Annotated in this window: 19 protein-coding genes; 11 read left to right on the top strand and 8 right to left on the bottom strand. The window is 55.8% G+C overall.

The window, feature by feature from the left end; translation table 11 throughout:
- Positions 1 to 7 precede the first annotated feature (7 nt).
- Positions 8 to 922, top strand: coding sequence for a c-type cytochrome (locus tag AVI_RS04905; protein ID WP_015915305.1), 915 nt, complete (start codon positions 8 to 10; stop codon positions 920 to 922).
- Positions 923 to 967: 45 nt separating this feature from the next.
- On the opposite strand, the gene AVI_RS04900 is transcribed toward AVI_RS04905, so the two are convergent.
- From AVI_RS04900 to AVI_RS04875, 5 genes are all read right to left on the bottom strand, one after another.
- Positions 968 to 1,459, bottom strand: coding sequence for a hypothetical protein (locus tag AVI_RS04900; protein ID WP_015915304.1), 492 nt, complete (start codon positions 1,457 to 1,459; stop codon positions 968 to 970).
- 496 nt (positions 1,460 to 1,955) lie between these two features.
- The gene (locus tag AVI_RS04890) at positions 1,956 to 2,258 is read right to left on the bottom strand and encodes a helix-turn-helix domain-containing protein (protein WP_015915303.1); all 303 of its coding nucleotides are present in this window, start codon (positions 2,256 to 2,258) and stop codon (positions 1,956 to 1,958) included.
- A complete protein-coding gene (locus AVI_RS04885; RefSeq protein ID WP_234688955.1) occupies positions 2,230 to 2,625 on the bottom strand; it encodes a type II toxin-antitoxin system RelE/ParE family toxin in 396 nt (131 codons plus the stop codon). The genes AVI_RS04890 and AVI_RS04885 overlap by 29 nt, the downstream gene beginning before the upstream one ends.
- Before the next feature lie 204 nt (positions 2,626 to 2,829).
- Entirely contained in the window at positions 2,830 to 3,102 is a 273-nt protein-coding gene (locus AVI_RS04880) for a hypothetical protein (protein ID WP_234617704.1), read from the bottom strand.
- Positions 3,103 to 3,203: 101 nt separating this feature from the next.
- Positions 3,204 to 3,692 carry a GNAT family N-acetyltransferase gene (locus tag AVI_RS04875; protein WP_041696333.1) on the bottom strand — a complete coding sequence of 163 codons (489 nt, stop codon included), beginning with the start codon at positions 3,690 to 3,692 and terminating at the stop codon, positions 3,204 to 3,206.
- Positions 3,693 to 4,135: 443 nt separating this feature from the next.
- Here AVI_RS04875 and AVI_RS04870 point away from each other — a divergent pair, with 443 nt between their 5' ends.
- Both AVI_RS04870 and AVI_RS04865 read left to right on the top strand, forming a co-directional pair.
- Positions 4,136 to 5,284: a thioester reductase domain-containing protein gene (locus tag AVI_RS04870; protein WP_015915300.1), complete on the top strand. Its 1,149-nt coding sequence runs from the start codon at positions 4,136 to 4,138 to the stop codon at positions 5,282 to 5,284.
- 49 nt (positions 5,285 to 5,333) lie between these two features.
- Complete coding sequence (locus AVI_RS04865; RefSeq protein ID WP_041696331.1) at positions 5,334 to 6,521, top strand: MFS transporter; 1,188 nt, start codon at positions 5,334 to 5,336, stop codon at positions 6,519 to 6,521.
- Between the two features lie 20 nt (positions 6,522 to 6,541).
- On the opposite strand, the gene AVI_RS04860 is transcribed toward AVI_RS04865, so the two are convergent.
- Both AVI_RS04860 and AVI_RS04855 read right to left on the bottom strand, forming a co-directional pair.
- Positions 6,542 to 7,456, bottom strand: a complete 915-nt coding sequence (locus AVI_RS04860) for a LysR family transcriptional regulator (RefSeq protein ID WP_015915298.1) — start codon at positions 7,454 to 7,456, stop codon at positions 6,542 to 6,544.
- Positions 7,457 to 7,609: 153 nt separating this feature from the next.
- Positions 7,610 to 8,428 (bottom strand): class I SAM-dependent methyltransferase, encoded by an 819-nt coding sequence (locus tag AVI_RS04855; RefSeq protein WP_015915297.1) that lies wholly within the window; start codon positions 8,426 to 8,428, stop codon positions 7,610 to 7,612.
- A 175-nt stretch (positions 8,429 to 8,603) separates the two neighbouring features.
- On the opposite strand from AVI_RS04855, the gene AVI_RS04850 reads away from it, so the two are divergent.
- The 7 genes from AVI_RS04850 (at position 8,604) to AVI_RS04820 (ending at position 14,419) form a co-directional block, all read left to right on the top strand.
- Entirely contained in the window at positions 8,604 to 9,743 is a 1,140-nt protein-coding gene (locus AVI_RS04850; RefSeq protein ID WP_041697671.1) for an ABC transporter substrate-binding protein, read from the top strand.
- 163 nt (positions 9,744 to 9,906) lie between these two features.
- Positions 9,907 to 11,058 carry an ABC transporter substrate-binding protein gene (locus AVI_RS04845; protein WP_015915295.1) on the top strand — a complete coding sequence of 384 codons (1,152 nt, stop codon included), beginning with the start codon at positions 9,907 to 9,909 and terminating at the stop codon, positions 11,056 to 11,058.
- On the top strand, positions 11,058 to 12,137 hold the full coding sequence (locus AVI_RS04840) for a FecCD family ABC transporter permease (protein WP_041696327.1): 1,080 nt from the start codon (positions 11,058 to 11,060) through the stop codon (positions 12,135 to 12,137). The genes AVI_RS04845 and AVI_RS04840 overlap by 1 nt, the downstream gene beginning before the upstream one ends.
- On the top strand, positions 12,131 to 12,886 hold the full coding sequence (locus tag AVI_RS04835) for an ABC transporter ATP-binding protein (RefSeq protein ID WP_015915293.1): 756 nt from the start codon (positions 12,131 to 12,133) through the stop codon (positions 12,884 to 12,886). Before AVI_RS04840 ends, AVI_RS04835 begins: the two co-directional genes overlap by 7 nt.
- Before the next feature lie 193 nt (positions 12,887 to 13,079).
- The gene (locus AVI_RS04830; protein WP_015915292.1) at positions 13,080 to 13,571 is read left to right on the top strand and encodes a hypothetical protein; all 492 of its coding nucleotides are present in this window, start codon (positions 13,080 to 13,082) and stop codon (positions 13,569 to 13,571) included.
- Positions 13,572 to 13,739: 168 nt separating this feature from the next.
- A complete protein-coding gene (locus AVI_RS04825) occupies positions 13,740 to 13,994 on the top strand; it encodes a type II toxin-antitoxin system Phd/YefM family antitoxin (protein ID WP_041696325.1) in 255 nt (84 codons plus the stop codon).
- Entirely contained in the window at positions 13,991 to 14,419 is a 429-nt protein-coding gene (locus AVI_RS04820; protein ID WP_139192285.1) for a hypothetical protein, read from the top strand. Before AVI_RS04825 ends, AVI_RS04820 begins: the two co-directional genes overlap by 4 nt.
- Before the next feature lie 31 nt (positions 14,420 to 14,450).
- Here AVI_RS04820 and AVI_RS04815 read toward each other — a convergent pair whose 3' ends face one another.
- Positions 14,451 to 15,653, bottom strand: a complete 1,203-nt coding sequence (locus AVI_RS04815) for an ROK family transcriptional regulator (RefSeq protein WP_015915290.1) — start codon at positions 15,651 to 15,653, stop codon at positions 14,451 to 14,453.
- A 399-nt stretch (positions 15,654 to 16,052) separates the two neighbouring features.
- On the opposite strand from AVI_RS04815, the gene xylF reads away from it, so the two are divergent.
- Entirely contained in the window at positions 16,053 to 17,093 is a 1,041-nt protein-coding gene (xylF, locus tag AVI_RS04810; protein ID WP_015915289.1) for a D-xylose ABC transporter substrate-binding protein, read from the top strand.
- Positions 17,094 to 17,095: the final 2 nt, after the last annotated feature.

Below are 17,095 nucleotides of genomic sequence, written 5' to 3'. Positions count from 1 at the left end.
GATGAGCATGGCTGGAACGGCAAAATTCGGCATCGCGGCAGCGCTCGTCGCAGGCGTGGCATTGGTCGGCGCCTATGTGTTTGCCGTGGCACCGCATCGCCAGCCCGCCACCGTCTGGGCCGCGACCACGGCACCCGACCTTACCAATGGCAAACGGATGTTTTTTGCTGGCGGCTGTTCCAGCTGCCATGCGGCACCCGGTGCAACCGGCGATGCGCGCCTGCTGCTGACTGGCGGCGTGGCGCTGAAAACCCAGTTCGGCACCTTTCACGTTCCCAATATTTCGCCGGACCCGAAGGCCGGGATCGGTCAATGGACGCTGGCCGAATTCGGCGATGCCGTCACCCGTGGGATCGGCCCTTCCGGCGAAAATCTTTATCCGGCCTTTCCCTATACATCCTATGCGCGGATGAAGCCGCAGGATGTGGCCGATCTCTATGGCTATCTGAAAACCTTGCCCGTCAGCGGCAATGTCGCGCCCCCGCATGAGCTGGGCTTTCCCTTCAATCAGCGTCTTGCGCTGACCGGCTGGAAACTGCTGTTTCTAAACGATAAACCGCGCGTCACTCTGGCGTCTGCGGATGCGCAGATCCAGCGCGGCCAATATCTGGTCGAAGGCCCCGGCCATTGTGGCGAATGTCATACGCCCCGCAACGTGATCGGCGGGCTGAAGGTAGATCAATGGCTGGCCGGCGGACCGAACCCGGAAGACGAAGGCCGCATCCCCGATATCACCCCCAGCTCCGACAGCATGGGTAAATGGTCAAAAGACGAAATCGCCAGCTATCTGGAAACCGGCTTCACCCCCGATTTCGACAGTGTCGGCGGCTCGATGGTCGAGGTGCAGAAAAATCTGGCCGAACTGCCCGCCGAAGACCGCGCAGCGATTGCCGCCTATCTCAAGGCCATTCCGGCAAAGTAAGAAGCCGTTTTTCCTGATAACCATGACCTCTTTTGCCTCGCTGGGCTATTCTGTCGCGTCAGGATTGGTACCGTGTGTGTTTCGCTGATCGGCTAGGAATTGCCGGGCCCGCCGAAGGGCAACCTCCGGCTCAGACCCACGGTGATAATCCTCCAGGATGATCTGGGTGATCTGTTGCCGGATGTCGCTTCTGCCCAGGTCTGCCCAAGTGGCAACGGAACTCTCTTGCGGATTGAGCAAACGGCGGGCGTCTTCCAGCCGGTGCTGAAGATTGGTGGCAGCATCGAGCAGCATAAGGTCTATCGTGTCGCCGGGTTCGGGCATATCCGCCGGTTCCGGCTGCAAGCGTGATACTGCCGAAAGAGAAGCGCTCCCGGAATGGACTGGAATGTCCGCAGTCTTCTGCCTGTAGCGCAGCAAAAGCGCCAGCACAGTCGCCGCGAAAACCGGTGGCACGACGATAACAAGGGCTTTCACCCAATCGGATGTCGATTGCCATGTATCGAAAAGATCAGCCCAGACATTGTAATCCGCCATTGTCCATTCCTCCCACGCCGGAAAACGAGCGATCACCAGAGTTTGCAAACTCTGGTGATCGGGGAGTAGAAAAGTCGCAAACAGACGACCGCCTCGACCTTTAAGCCGAAGCTCTGGACATACGCCGAGACCTCCCCGACCATAGAGATGGTGGAGAGTGGGATCATATAGACATGACCCACCGCCTCAGCCACAAACCTATGGCTGAGGGGTGTCATTTAACGACCGACACTGGCCGCTGTTTGAGAGGTTTTCTAAGCCCCAAGACCGGTTCGTTACAACCGATCTCACCCTTGTCTTAGCGCATAACGGGTGACGAGGAAAAGAGGGGATTGGTGGTTTTTGCGGGAAGGAAAATTGGCGGCTTTATGGAGCGAGTGCCACAAAAATGGAGATTGAGCATTTACAAAAATATCCGCAAAGAGCGGGCATTAGAATCGAGAAATTTACCGGCATCCTAGAGCATCGGACCGATTTCTATTTTCGGTCAGATGCTCTAGCGAAGGACATCCAGCCCTTTGCGCTCAATCAGATCAAGAATCTTAATAGCCGTGCTGTTTGGCTTTTTGGTCCCCTGCTCCCATGCCGCAACCGTAATTTTCTTCACGTTGATGAAGCTGGCAAATACAGCTTGACTTGCCTTCGTCCCCGCTCTGATCTTCTTGATCTCATCGGGGGAATAATCACGCAAAGGAGGGAGGCAGAGCGCGTCAAACTCTCTCATCGTCACTTCGTCAACGAAACCCGCGCCGTGCAGCCTCTCCGCAGACTTATGAACGTTCTTCAGTATCCGGCTCATTGCATTTAATCTCCAGTATCGTGTTCTTAGAAATCATCTCGACAAGCTTCTTGTCATCAGCGCCCATGTAGATGTCGCATAATTTCCGAAGGGCTTTCTTTTCGCTCTTATTGATGTTGTCAGCCTCGTTCTTAGCGAAACCATGCACAAAAATAAGCCTGTCGGCTTGTCGATAGCCAACGATAGTCCGGTAGCTTCCTGATTTTCCTCGACCAGGAGCAGCAACCCGCTTCTTCAGGAGAAAGCCACCGAGCCGGGCATCAACAAGCCCGTCCTCGATTTCTTTTGCGGCCACGCAAAGCATCGAATCTGTTATGCCGTATTCGATGGCCCAGTTGTGAAATTCCACATCCTTCAAAACTCTCACTAGCAATGAATATATCACTCCGTAATACAGACATCAATCTGGTTATCTCAAAATTCCTTGCTGCCCCAGCGGATAGCTGTCACAGCCTTGAAGAGGGAGTGACTGCGATCATTCTCGATCTCCCTCCCCATGAGGCAAAGTGAGGGTGGAGTGATAAAGGGTCGGCGCTGCAAGCATATCAGGACGCGCCCGACATCGCCTCTGTCAATGCTGCGAAACCGGGTTTCTCGACCATTCCTGCAATGTCGTTCTGATCAGCACCAGCGCCGCATGGCGGGCCTGGTCGCGCTCGGACGGATCGACGATACCGGCAAGCCGCGCCTCAAATGCCCTCACGGTTTCGCGCACCCAGCGATGTAGGGCCGGGTCGGAATACCGATCCAGCAGGCTGCGGATGGCGCTTTCTATCCGCCGGTTTTCCATGGCGAGTGTCTCAGCCCTCGTTTGGTCGGTTTTCTTGAGCATTGCCGAAGTCATGCGATATCGTCACTTTCACCTTCTTCAAGAAGGTCTAATATAGAAGGCCAGGCTTGCCCCAGGCATGCCGTTTCCGGCCTATGAATGTCGGGTAACGGATGTCAGGCCAGCGCCTGAATATAACGCATGCCGGTCACCGGACGGGCGGAGAACTCCATCTGCTCGTAGAAGCGATGGGCGGCGAAATTGCCAGTGGCGGCGGAAACCGAAAGATAATCGCAGCCGGACTGGCGCGCCACGTCACGGGCGCGGGCAATCAGGTGATGGCCGATGCCATTGCCCCGCTGGCCATCACGCACATAGAGATGCAGCATTTCCATGCCGCGCTTTCCCTCATTGGCCCTGTAAAGCGGCATCAGGATGGCGTAGCCTATAAGCTGTTCACCACCATCGGCCACAAGTGCTGTGATCCACGGCATGGGGCCGAACAGGTCGCGTTTCAGCGTTTGCGGGGTCATGTCGGAGGCATCGCCGTGATGGGCGGCCAAGGCCGCGATCATCTCGTTCAACTCCGGCAGGTCGCCGGGCTGGGCATTGCGAATGCTGACCATTGCAGGTCTTGGCAGGGTAATGTCGCTATCTTCAGTCATGGCTGCTTCCCTCTTGAAATACCGCCGTCAGGGAAGCTCGTTCAAACAACAAGGCCGCCTGACGGCGGCCTGTTGACATGGTGATCTGTCAGGCCGCCGGCTACCGGTAGGCCCAAAAATACGTGCAGGAAATGGTTGTGCGCGTGTCGATCATGATTGAATAGATCCCTCCTTATAGAGGAAAAGTCAAGTGGTCATTGTGGCTTGCCATCCGGCACAGCCAGCACGCAGCAGCACCGTTTCACCACATGAAGTCGGCGTTCCGATATAAACCTTATAGTGGTAATTTATAAAGAAAACAACCATTGTGCGCATTCCTTCAAACCATTTGCGTGAAAAATTGGAAGCTGTTTTGCAGCGCACGGTTCTTTTGTTGCTCCGCACAATGATGTGACATGCCCTCAACCTTGGAGTTCAGGTCTCTCAATATAAAGGGCATTGATATGAGCGAAAAGAAAAACGTTTTTCTTACAGGTGCAACTGGTTTCATAGGCGCATACCTTCTTACCGAAATGCTCAAAAGTTCTCATATCGGGAAAATTTATACTTTGTGCCGCAGGTTCGATCCGCAAAATGATAGGGATAGAATTCTACTTTCATTCAAGAAATTCTCCATAGAGATGGATAGGGCTTATTTATTTACCGACCAGATCCAAGTCGTGGAAGGTGACATAACAATGCCCCGTTTTGGACTGTCTGACTCCACCTACGAAATGATATGTCAGGAAGCCGATCTTATCCATCATGTCGCCGCGCGGGTGAATCACATTCAGCCTTATGAATTGCTCAAGAAACCCAATGTAGATAGCATGGCAGATGCCATTATCATGGCTTCCCGTGGGAAGCAGAAAATCGTGAATTTCGTATCAACGTTAGGCTCCGCAGTTACGCGGGATAGCATTGGTAATTATCTAGAGGACTTTCCAGACAACACAGCCCTAGAATCTGATATGGGATATCTGCTTTCAAAATGGGAAGGAGAAAAACTACAAGCAAAATTCATAGCCGAAGGGGGTAAAACAAACCTGTTTCGCCTCGGTTATATATCCGGACACAGTACGTCTGGAGTTTCTTTATTTGAAAACAACCAGTTTATGCTTTTCGTAAAAAGCTGCATTCAACTCGGCCATGCGCCAGAGCTAGATAGAACAATCAACTTCACACCCGTTGATTACACAGTAAAAATTATGAATTCTCCAAAGTATACTATTGAGGGTGGACACGTTTTAAATCTATTCAATTTTACAGGTTTGATCGAGTGGAAAAATGTCGTTCAGTGGCTAAATGCACGAGGATATGAAATATCGATAATTCCTTTCTATGAATGGCAGAAGTTACTTTTGTCTGATGGTGAAAGTAATCCACTTTATCGTCTTCTACCACTTTACGGCAGCGACAACGCTCACGAAAAAATCCTACGTTTTGGACGAGAAATTCACAAATACCGCTACGACAATGTCTGCGCTGCAACGATCGAAAATGATGTCTGGCCCCCCCGACTCAAGTTTGAGTTACTAGATACGTATTTGAGCTACTTGCAGAGTCAGGAATTCTTACCAGCACCAACCATGATGGAATCATGTGCGGCATAGTCGAATTTCCAGTCGGACCAACCCATTGATTACTTTAAGGCCTCTCGCCATGCTTGATTCAAATAGGAATCTCTTTTTTCTGGCAACAATCTGCGCCTTTTGCGTCGCAAATATCTACTACAGTCAGCCTATGTTGGGGCTTATTGCCCAAGAATTTGGCGGAGAGGCAGGCTCAGTAAGTGTCATAGCCACCATCGTCCAACTCTCTTATGCGGCCGGTCTGGTGGTCTTTGTGCCTCTGGGTGATCGGCTCTCGCGGCGCGGTCTGCTTGTGGGGCTTATTACGTTGAACGCACTGGGGTCACTTTGCGCAGCATGTGCGACAAGCCTTTTTGCTTTAGGCGTGTCGAACATCGTGATTGGCATGACCTCTGTTGGTGGGCAGATTATTATTCCCGCCGTTTCTCTCTATGCACGCGAAAACCGGCGTGGCCATGCGATGGGCATTGTCACAAGCGGCTTGCTGGCTGGTGTGCTGATTGCCCGTGCGCTGTCGGGCATCATTGGCGAATATGAAGGTTGGCGCGAAATGTATGTCGTCGCAACCGTGATCAATCTGGCGCTCGTGCCTTTCGCTATGACGATCATTCCGAAAAATGTCCCAGACGTCAAAGAGCCCTATGCTACATTCATGAAATCCCTGTGGCATTTGGCCAAGCAACCGGAGTTGCACCTCCCCGCCCTCAGCGGCGCTTTGATGTTTGGCTCCTTCAGTGCGCTTTGGGGAAGCCTTGCCCTTCTGGCGGGCCAAGCCCCATACCATTTAAACAGCGCCCAGATCGGGGCATTCGGATTTGCTGGGTTGATAGGAACCCTTTCAGCCCCTTTTATCGGCAAATTAGCGGATAAAATTGGCGCACGCCGCGTTGTTTTATCCGGCGCGAGCCTCAATATGCTGGCGTTCATGTTGATTGCTTTCACCACGCATCAACTGTTCTTCCTGATCATCGGAATGATTATTCTTGATCTCGGCGGCAGAGCGGGTCTGGTCGGAAACCAAATCCGCGCACTTTCACTGGACCCGCGCGCGCGCAGCCGCCTGAATACCGTTTTCATGTCAATTTATTTCCTTGGCGGCGCTGTGGGGACCAATTTGGGTGCCAGTGTTGGCGCGCACTATGGCTGGTTCGGCATTGCCGGTTTAGGCTTGTTCGCATCTTTCAGCGTGATCGGACTGAACTTCGTCAGTCGCCCCAAGAGCGCGCTCAGCCCAGCCCAGAGGCAGGATCAGCAATGATCCTGTCCTTATAAAACATGTCACTCTACGCCATACCCAGTTTCAGAAAATTTGCGCAAGTGATCAAGGAGCGCGTCATGAAAAATCTGGAGTCTGGCCGAAGGCTTGGAAGACGCCCGCAACAGAGAGATAGGCTCGTCACCGCGTTTGCTATCGTCGAAAAGCTTCACCAGCCTCCCCGCCGTGATATCTGGCAACGCCACCCAATCCGGCAGATAAGCCAAGCCTAGCCCACCAAGCGCTGCCTGTCGCAACCCATCAAAATCATTGCAGCGAAAGCCTATGGACATGGCCGAATACTGCTGCGGATCAAGCGCTCCATGCCAGCAAATTCCAGCCGGATCATGCAATTTATCAACAATTGCATGCCCAGCAAGCTGGCTCCAGCCTGCTGGTTTTCCAGAGCGGCCAACATAGGCGGGGCTTGCGCACACAAGCCAACGCTGAACGCCAATGGTCTTTGCATAAAGCCCGCTGTCGTTCAAAGGACCAATGCGCAAAACGGCATCAAGCCGTTCAATCGACGGATTGGCAATCCTCTCGGTCAAATCCAGCTCCACCGTCATGCGGGGAAAATTCTCACGCAGTTTTGGCAACCAAGGCAAAATATGCAGCTTGCCAAATGTGGGAAGGCAACTGATACGAAGCGGCCCATCAAGATTGTCCTTGATGGATTTGATCTCGACGCGCATGGCGTTCAGCTCGTTGAGAATAACCTCTGCCCGCGCCACCAGCACTTCGCCAACATCTGTCAGCATCAGCGCCCGTGTGGACCGCACAAAAAGTGCGGCACCAAAATAGTCCTCAAGCATGTCAATCTTACGGGCAATAGAAGAAGGCTTCATGCCTTGACGTCTTGCCACCGCCGAAAATGAACCTGCGCGCACGACATCAACAAAAGTGGAAAGATGGTGTGTGTAATTAACAGTGTCCATTTCTGCAACCTGGAGGCTAAGGCTTGCACCATTGGACGTGATGATACCCTCATGCCCCTGCAGACGACGGGGTGATGCAGATTACAACACGATCTCAACCGAAGGTTATTTAACAAAACAAGGATAAAGACAAGGGTGCAGACGGCCCACTGATCACCGCACCGCGCAAATCGCATACCTGTGCTGGGTTGCCCGCTCTAGCCCCTTCAAAAATCCGAAATTAGCGCGTTGCGCCCGGTTGATGGCGCGCAAGTCTGTATCAACCGTCACGGAGGAAAAACCAGCCTCCTTCAACAGGGCCACAACGGCATCCGCCCTGGCGCCATCAGAAAAATACACCCGTGAGAGAATGCTCCGGTGGGTTTCCACCAGCGACGATGCCGGGCCGTGATGGGCGACGGCTTTGCCGATGCCAAGGCGTGACGCCAGCCTGGCCAGCAGGCCGGTCAGTTTGGCAAGCGGGCTGGGATTGACGAAATCGCCATCGACGATCAGCAGCTTGCCGCCGGGTTTCAGCACGCGGTGCCATTCCTTGAAAGCCGTGAGCGGATCGATCAGCGTCCAGACCAGATGACGATTGGTGATGGCGTCGTAGCTTGCCTCCGCCTCCATGGTGTTTTCCGCGTCGCCGATCAGGAAGCGGATATTGCGGCCACGGGATTTAGCCTTGGCGCGGGCGCGTTCCAGCATCGGTTCGGCCCAGTCCATGCCGGTCACTGAAAACCCGAGATCATCAAGCAGATGCGAGACGACGCCAGTGCCTGACGCCAGATCCAGCACCTTGCGACCCTCGCCAGCGCCGACGTTGCCCACCCCCAAATGTTTGCGGATCAGCGCATGCCAGGCGGCGCGCTCCTCGTCTGAGAAGATCTCATGGCCCGGCTGGCTATCAAAGGTTTCGGCGCGGGCCGACCAATAGGCCTTGATCTCGTCTTTCAGGTGGTAATTCTGTTGCATTGCCGTCTGCGTCATGCCCGCAAAACCCCTCAATATCTCTGGAATTCTTCTAAAAGATATTTCTTGACTGTCAAACTCATAAAATCATAAATCCACGGCGAAACACTGTGTGGGCATTGAAACAGAGATCTGGTGGGGACGCCATTCTGCAATCGTGTCTGCTCAAAGCAAATTATATTTGGAGGCAACCGTGTTCAACGTTCATGGGGTGGCTTGCGCCGCCGCACTTTCGCTCGCGCTGATCTCCGGCGTCGCAAACGCCGGAGATCTGGTGAAGATCAAGGATATTACCGGTCGTGAGGTCGAGGTCAGCGTGCCGGTCGAGCGGGTGATCCTTGGCGAAGGCCGGCAGATCTATTTCACCGCCGCTCTCGATACTGAAACACCGTTCAAGCGCATCGTTGGCTGGCGCGACGATTTTCAGAAGGCCGATCTGGACGGCTACAATGCCTATCTGGAAAAATTCCCGGACATGGCAAAAATCCCGACCTTCGGCGGCATGAAGGACGGCACATTCGATATCGAACAGGCCGTGACGCTGAAGCCTGACGTGATCATCATGAATATCGACGCCAAATCGGCGACCGAGGAAAGCGGTTATATCGAAAAGCTTGCCAAGGTCGGCATTCCCCTCGTTTATGTCGATTTCCGCGAAAAGGCCATGGAAAACACCGATCCGTCGATGCGGCTGATCGGCAAGCTCTATGGCAAGGAAAAGCGCGCCGAAGAGTTCGTTGAGTTCCACGATGCGCAGATCAAGCGCGTCACCGAGACGCTGGCCAACGCCAAAGACCTGAAAAAGCCTGTCGTGTTCATGGAACGCGCCGGTGGCTATAGCGACGATTGCTGCATGTCGTTCGGCAACGAGAATTTCGGGAAGATGGTGCAGCTCGCCGGTGGCGTCAACATGGCCGGAACCATCATTCCCGGCACGTTCGGCACCGTCAATCCAGAGCAGATCATTGCCTCCAACCCCGATCAGGTGATCGTCACAGGTGCCAATTGGGAACTGTATGTCCCCGGCGGCAAATGGGTTGGCGTTGGCCCCGGCGCCGACAAGGCACTGGCCCAAAAGAAGCTGGCTGACCTGATGAAACGCCCCGCCTTTACCGATATCAAGGCGGTGAAGGATGGCAATGTCCACGCCATCTGGCACCAGTTCTACAACAATCCCTACCAGTTCGTCGCCGTGCAGCAGATCGCCAAATGGCTGCATCCAGAGCTGTTTGGAGATCTGGACCCGGAAGCGACTTTCAAGGAATTGCATGAGCGCTTCCTGCCGGTTGCTTACCGTTCCGGCTATTTCGTCTCGCTGAACACGGGTCTCTAGAGTTTGTCAGGGAAAAGTGGAACCCGGTTTTCCCGAAAAGACAAACGAAAACAAAGAAGTTTAGAGACTGTCTGGTTCAATCTGAACCTGACAGACTCTAATACTTTCAAAGGCTTCCGGCGGCTGGCACTTGCCGCCGGAATTTATATCAAGAGGTTTGTTGATGACTTTCAGAATGATCATGCGGGCGCTCGTCGCCGTTTTGCCGTTTATGGCCGCACCTGCTCTCGCCGCCGAGATTACCGATGTCGCTGGCCGCACGGTGACGCTCGACCTGCCTGCAAAGCGGGTTCTGGTCGGCGAGGCCAGGCAGATCCACACCATCGCGGCGCTGGCCGGGGACAAGACCTTCGACACTATTGTCGGCTGGCGTGATGACATGGTGAAAAAGGACCCAGACAGCTACGCCGCCTATGTCGAGCGCTTCCCTGAGATCGCCAAGCTGCCGCAATTCGGCTATCTGCCGCAGGGCGGTTTCAGCCTGGAAGCAGCGATTGCCCTGCATCCCGATGTGATGACGCTTAATCTGGAAGTGTTACAGGCGGCGCGTGAAAGCGGGCTGGAGGAAAAAGCGGCAGCGGCGGGCATTCAGGTCGTCTATGTCGATTTCCGCCTCGATCCTGACAAGAATACCGAGAAATCCATTGAAATCCTCGGCCAGATTTTTGGCGCAGAAGACAAGGCGAAAGAGCTGATCGCCTATCGCCGCCAGCAGATTGCAATTGTCACCGACCGGCTGGCCGCTGTGAAGGACCTGAAACGACCCAACGTCTTCATGGAACGCGCGCCGGGCAATGATGCGGAAGGCGGCTGCTGCCGCACCTTCGGCCCGGCCAATTTCGGCCAGATGATCGATATCGCCGGTGGGCATAATATCGCCTCCGACATCATCTCCACCACCTTTGGCGAAATCAGCATCGAACAGCTGATCGCCTCCGATCCGGCCCAGATCATCGTCACCGGCTCCAACTGGCTGGCGGAATCCAAGACCAACCGTTTCGTGCATGTCGGGCGGGGTGCCGATCCCGAAAAGGCCCGCGCCAAGCTGCAAACCCTGATCGAGCGCACCGGCTTTGACGGACTTGCCGCCGTGCGCAATCGCCAGGTTCATGCCGCGTGGCATCAGTTCTACGGCGTACCCTATGAATTTGTTCCTATCCAGCAATTTGCCAAATGGTTCCACCCGGAGCTGTTCGCCGATCTTGACCCTGACCGGACCTTCCGGGAATTTCACCAGAAATTCCTGCCAGTCGCCTATAAGCCGGGCTATTTCGTCTCAATGAACCCGTCGGACGACGAAAAAGGATCAAACTGATGACTGTTGCCATTGAGAGCGCCGCTGAGGTGCAGGGTGAAGGAAAGGGGCGCAGCCAATATCGCGCGCTGACCGCCCGGCGCGTCACCATTCTCCTGTGCCTGCTGGCGGCTCTGGCCACAAGCGTTGCCGTTGATATGGCGCTCGGACCGGCCCGCTACACGCTGTCCCAGGTGCTGTCGGCCATTTTCATCCCCGATAGCGTCTCCAACCAGATCCGGGTGGTGATCTGGGATATCCGCATGCCGATTGCGCTGATGGCGGTGACCGTCGGCGCCTGTCTGTCGCTGGCGGGAGCGCAGATGCAGACCATTCTGGCCAATCCGCTGGCAAGCCCGTTTACCCTCGGCATTTCGGCGGCCGCCGGTTTTGGCGCAGCGCTGGCGCTGGTGGGCGGCATCGCGGTGTTTCCGGCCGCCATCGAGTTCATGGTGCCGATCAATGCCTTCCTGATGGCCATGCTCGCTTCGCTGTTCATCTACGGCGTCTCGACCATGCGCGGCGTAACGGTGGAAACCATCGTGCTGCTGGGCATTGCGCTGGTCTTCACCTTCAACGCGCTGTTGTCGCTGCTCGAATATCTGGCCTCGGAACAGGCGCTGGCCGCCGTGGTGTTCTGGACCATGGGCAGCCTGACCAAGGCGACCTGGATGAAGGTTGGCGTGACGCTGGCCGTGCTGGTTATCTCGGTGCCGCTGTTTGCGCGCCGCGCCTGGGCGCTGACAGCGCTGCGGCTGGGTGATGACAAGGCGGCGAGCCTTGGCGTCAATGTCCGGGCGCTCCGGCTGGAAACCATGATGCTGGTCAGCCTGCTGGCCGCCATTCCGGTGTCCTTTGTCGGCACCATCGGTTTTGTCGGTCTGGTCGGGCCGCATATCGCCCGCATGCTGGTTGGTGAAGACCAGCGGTTCTTCCTGCCCGGCTCTGTCATCTGCGGGGCCTTGCTGCTGTCCGTCACTTCGGTCGTGTCGAAAATGCTGATCCCCGGCGCCATTCTCCCCATCGGGGTGATCACCGCGCTGGTCGGCGTTCCCTTCTTCTTCTCGCTGATTTTCACCAACAGGAGGCGCGCATGGTAAGCCTGAAGCTCGACCGCGTCGGAGCCCGCTATGGCCGCGCCCAGGTGTTTGAAGACATCAGCACCGATTGGCTGACCGGCGGCGAAATGACCGCGCTGATCGGCCCGAATGCGGCGGGCAAATCCACCCTGTTCAAGCGCATTGCCGGGCTGATTTCCGGCCCCGGCGTGGTTGCCGTGGAAGATGTGCGCGAAGGCTACCGCCCGATCTGTTACATGCCACAGGATACCGGCGCCAATGCGGTGCTGACCGTCTATGAAAGCGTGCTGCTGGCCGCCAAGCAGGGCGGCGGCTGGCGGGTGGCCGATGGTGAACTCAACGATATCGACCGGATTCTGGCCGCACTGCGCATCTCCGATCTCGCCTTCCGCGACCTCGGCGCGCTGTCGGGCGGCCAGCGGCAATTGGTGGCAATTGCCCAGGCGCTGGTGCGCAAACCGGAAGTGCTGCTGATGGACGAGCCGACCTCGGCGCTCGATCTGTTCCGGCAAATCGAAGTGCTGGAATTCATGCGCAAAATCGCCACCCGCGAAGGCATTGCCGTGCTGATCGCGCTGCACGACCTAAACCATGCGCTTCGCTATTGCAGCCGCACTCTCGTCATCGGCGGCGGCAAGCTGATCGCCTCAGGCCCCACCGAAGACGTCATCACCCCTACACTGCTGCGTGACGTCTACCGCGTCGATGCCCGCATCGAGGCATGCAGCCAGGGGCGCTTGCAGGTGATTGTCGATGGGGCTTTGGTGTGACAATTCAACCATCGGGTGGAATTATAGAGCAGATATAAAGCGCGACAGCGAATGAGGGCTGTCACGCGTTCATTCGCTGGTGGTAACCCAGCGCTCGTGCATGCCTGCGACGTCTGTTATCGATCTTTTTGAGTGGCAATATCGAGGCTGAGACTTTGACCGCCCTCCCCCAAGAGCCGAGGTAGGAGCGGAAATGCAGTTTTTCACGTTAGAATGGGCGACAGGCGATCAGGATGACGGCGATCCGGTCGCAGAATACAGCCAGTTTCTGAGCACCCTGGACAAAGACAGCGCCGTTTACACATTCGCGACATCGGTCAGTTTGAATGATGCGATTATTGAACATGCCGTTTTCGAGCAGGCTTCGAAGAGGCTCAAGCTGGTTCTCCTGACCGGAGATCTTCAAATTGGTTATTGGCGGACGGAAATCCAATACACCCATGCGACAATCATGGGACGGGAGATCCTGGTCGAGGCCCTGCATGAGCATCCCACGGAAATATGGTATGATGAGTTCTTCTCCAACAATGACCGGCTGTCGCATGGCTTTTTGCTGGTGCCGCGCCGTTTATCCGATGGCCTCAGCCAGGAATTCAGCGTCCAGTTTACCTCATTCAGTTACACGCAACATGCGGTGGCGAACAGAGAGACCACCCCTCCCGTCACTGGCTTTGAAATTCGGTAAATCCTTTGCGCCGAAAGAGTGTGCCGCACTGTAGGTTCTCTGGAACACAGTCACGTTAAATAAGCCGATGATCGAGTTGCGGCTGGCTGATCGACCGAAGTTCTATCGACTCTCATTGACATTTTGCGCAAATTACGTATTTTACACCTTTATTAAAGGAGACGGGCCATGGCAGATGCAATGCGGGTATCCGCGACCCAATTTTCCCGTCATTTTGCCCAGTATCAGGATGAGGCCCATGCTGCCGGGGTGATCGAGATCACCTCCCATGAACGGGTGATCGGCGGTTATCTCAGCGCCCGTGAGCTGGAACATTATCGGCATTTGAAAAAAATGGAACGGCAGGTCGTCACCTTCAGCGAATTCGACGAGGACATGCTTGCGGAGCTTCGGGACACCGAATGGGGCGTCATCTCTAAGTGACCTATCCGGACCCTATTCCTGGTCTTGTCGTTCGTTACAATTACCTCTGGCGCAAAGACGAGTTGAGCGGATTTACGATTGGTGACAAGGATCGACCTTGCGCTATAATCTTGTCGTCCAAGAAAACTGGCTTGGTGACGGTTATCCCGATCACGCACTCTCCTCCCGAATCGGGAGAAGAACATCTATCCATCGAAATCCCCTCCGATATTTGCAGGCAATGTGGCCTTGACGATAGCGGGAATTACATTCGTCTCGGTGAGACCAATCGATTTTTATGGCCTGGAATCCATCTGCGTAACCTTCCATCCGCCCCGTCCAGAGTGGATTACGGAATGCTACCGAAAGCGTTTTTTGAAGAGGTGCTGGCACGCATCATCGATATGGTTGAAAAGCAAATGGTCAGTGTGACCAAGCGGGGCTGAACCTGCTGGGCATTTGGGAGGCTGCTACGCCTCACCCACCCCCAAACAACCGCTCATCAATCGCCCGCAGCGCATGATCCACATGCCCCTCCTGCACCAGATCGGCCTCGTCGCCAACAAGGCTGATCGGTGGGGCGCCGTCGAGGCGGACTTGCAGGGATTGGGCAAGGCCCTCCTCTAGCCCCTGCGCCAGCAGGTCATAGTAGCGGGTGCCAGGGCCGGTGATGGTGACGGGGAGCGTTTCGTGGAGGCTGAACACCCGTGACAGGCCCTGGCCGAGTGCCAGCCCTGCCTGGCGGAAGGCATATTGGGCCATGCGATTGCCCTGGCGCGCCGAGAGCGCGATTTTGTCCATCTCGGTAATCGGCACAAACTTGGCGGGAATGGTATCGGGCCGCACTTCAAACGCCATGCGCAGAATGCCGTAGAAGCCGGCGGAGGCCTCGATACAGCCGCGTGCGCCGCAGCGGCACAACTTGCTGTCGGCGGTATTGAGCATATGGCCGAAATTCGGGGCGCTGACCGCCACCGTGCCATCCGGCATCGGCCTTGCAATACCGAGACCAATGCTGTGGCCAAGCGACAGCGCGATCAGGCCGCGAAACGTGCCATCCTGGGCATCCATGCGGCGGCTGAGACCGTGAGCCACCAGCAGGGTCTCGTTGCTGAGCAGAGCCATAGCCTTTTCGAAATCACCAAGGGCCGCCTTGAGGTCGAGCGGTTGCTGGCCGAATACCGGTGTCCACAACAGTCTTGCGCCGCCCGCATCGACAATGCCTTTGGAACTGACAGAGAGAACGGCGACCTTTTCCGGCTCCAGTTTCGACCGGCTGGCCAGACGGGCAAGGTTGCGGCCTAGCCCTTCAATAAAGCCTGCCGCAGACACATCAAGCGGGCGCGGTTCCTCGAAACGGTCCATCAGCTTGCCGCGAAAATCCGACAGGGTGTAATTCAGCCGGTCGGAGGAAATCCTGACCGACATCACATAGGCGAAATCCCTGCGGCGCGACAGGGCGACACGCGGTCTGCCCCGTGCGCCAGCAATCTGCTGCTCATGCCGCTCGATCACACCGGCCTGTTCCAGCTCACTGGTAATGGCGGTCACCGTTGCCGAGGCAAGACCGGTCACGGCGGCGATCTGGGTATGGGACATGGCCTGCTCCACCCGCAAGGCGGCGAGAACCAGGGCCGAATTCTGGCGGCGGATCTGTTCGGTGCTGGATTTCATCAGCATCGATGCGCCGACCTGTTCCTGTTTTCTGTCATCTCGGCCTGAACCACATGCCCCTCCCAAAGCATCTGTTTCACTGCAACGCCCATATCCTTCTGGGTCATCCTGAACCAGCAGGGTCTGATTTTTCTATGACCCATTTGTCATTTTGGGAAAAGCGCTGTTCCTTTCCCTCTGGGCAAACTCACAGGTGTTGCAGGTCCCGCCCCATGCACCCGTTTATGCTCACAACAGGCGTATTGACAGGGTGAATTTCTTCTGCCAGTTATTTTCTCGACTGTCGAGAAAAACAATCGTCTGGCTTGAAAGAGCCTGATGATTGGGGAACAGAGGCAGTTTTCTGGCAGCGTGGCGGCGGACGAGGAGGTCTGCCCGCGCTGCCTTCACCTGGGGAGGTTTACAATGAAATCCGTTTTGAAACTGATGGCAGTGGCTGCCGTCATGACGTCCGCCTATGGTCCTGTTCATGCCAAGGATCTGGTGGTTGGCGTGTCCTGGTCCAACTTCCAGGAAGAGCGCTGGAAGACCGATGAGGCCGCCATCAAGGAAGCACTGAAGGCGCATGGTGCAAAGTATATTTCCGCCGACGCCCAGACATCCGCCGCCAAGCAGTTGACCGATATCGAAAGCCTGATCGCGCAGGGTGCCAATGCGCTGATCGTGCTGGCGCAGGATTCGAGCGCCATTGGCCCGGCCATCGAAAAGGCTGCGGCGGAAGGCATTCCTGTCATCGGCTACGACCGCCTGATTGAGAACCCCAACACCTATTACATCACGTTCGACAACAAGGAAGTCGGCCGCTTGCAGGCCAAGGAAGTGATGAAGGTCAAGCCCACAGGCAATTACGTGTTCATCAAGGGTGGCTCGACCGACCCGAACGCCGATTTCGTGTTTTCCGGCCAGATGGAAGTGCTGAAGGATGCCATGGCCAGCGGCAAGATCAAGAATGTTGGCGAAGCCTATACCGATGGCTGGAAGCCGGAAATTGCCCAGAAGAACATGGAGCAGTTTTTGACCGCCAACAACAACAAGGTCGATGCGGTCGTCTCGTCCAATGACGGCATGGCGGGCGGCGTTGTCGCAGCGCTGGAAGCACAGGGGCTTGCCGGTTCCGTGCCCGTTTCCGGCCAGGATGGCGACAAGGCAGCGTTGAACCGCGTCGCACTCGGCACCCAGACCGTCTCCGTCTGGAAAGACAGCCGCTTGCTGGGCAAGAAAGCCGGTGACGTGGCCGTGGCGCTGGCCAGTGGCAAGAAGATGAGCGAAATCCCCGGCACTGCCAAATTCAAGGGCGGCACCAAGGGCGTGGAAATGGAATCGCAATTCCTGATGCCGCAGGCCATCACCAAGGACAATCTCAACGTTGTTCTGGATGCCAAGTGGATCGACAAGAAGACGCTGTGCCAGGGTGTGAAAGCTGGCGCGGTTGAGGTGTGCAAGTAAGT

The sequence above is a fragment of the Allorhizobium ampelinum S4 genome (assembly GCF_000016285.1).
Taxonomy (GTDB): domain Bacteria; phylum Pseudomonadota; class Alphaproteobacteria; order Rhizobiales; family Rhizobiaceae; genus Allorhizobium; species Allorhizobium ampelinum.
This window is presented reverse-complemented; position numbering and strand designations above follow the sequence as displayed.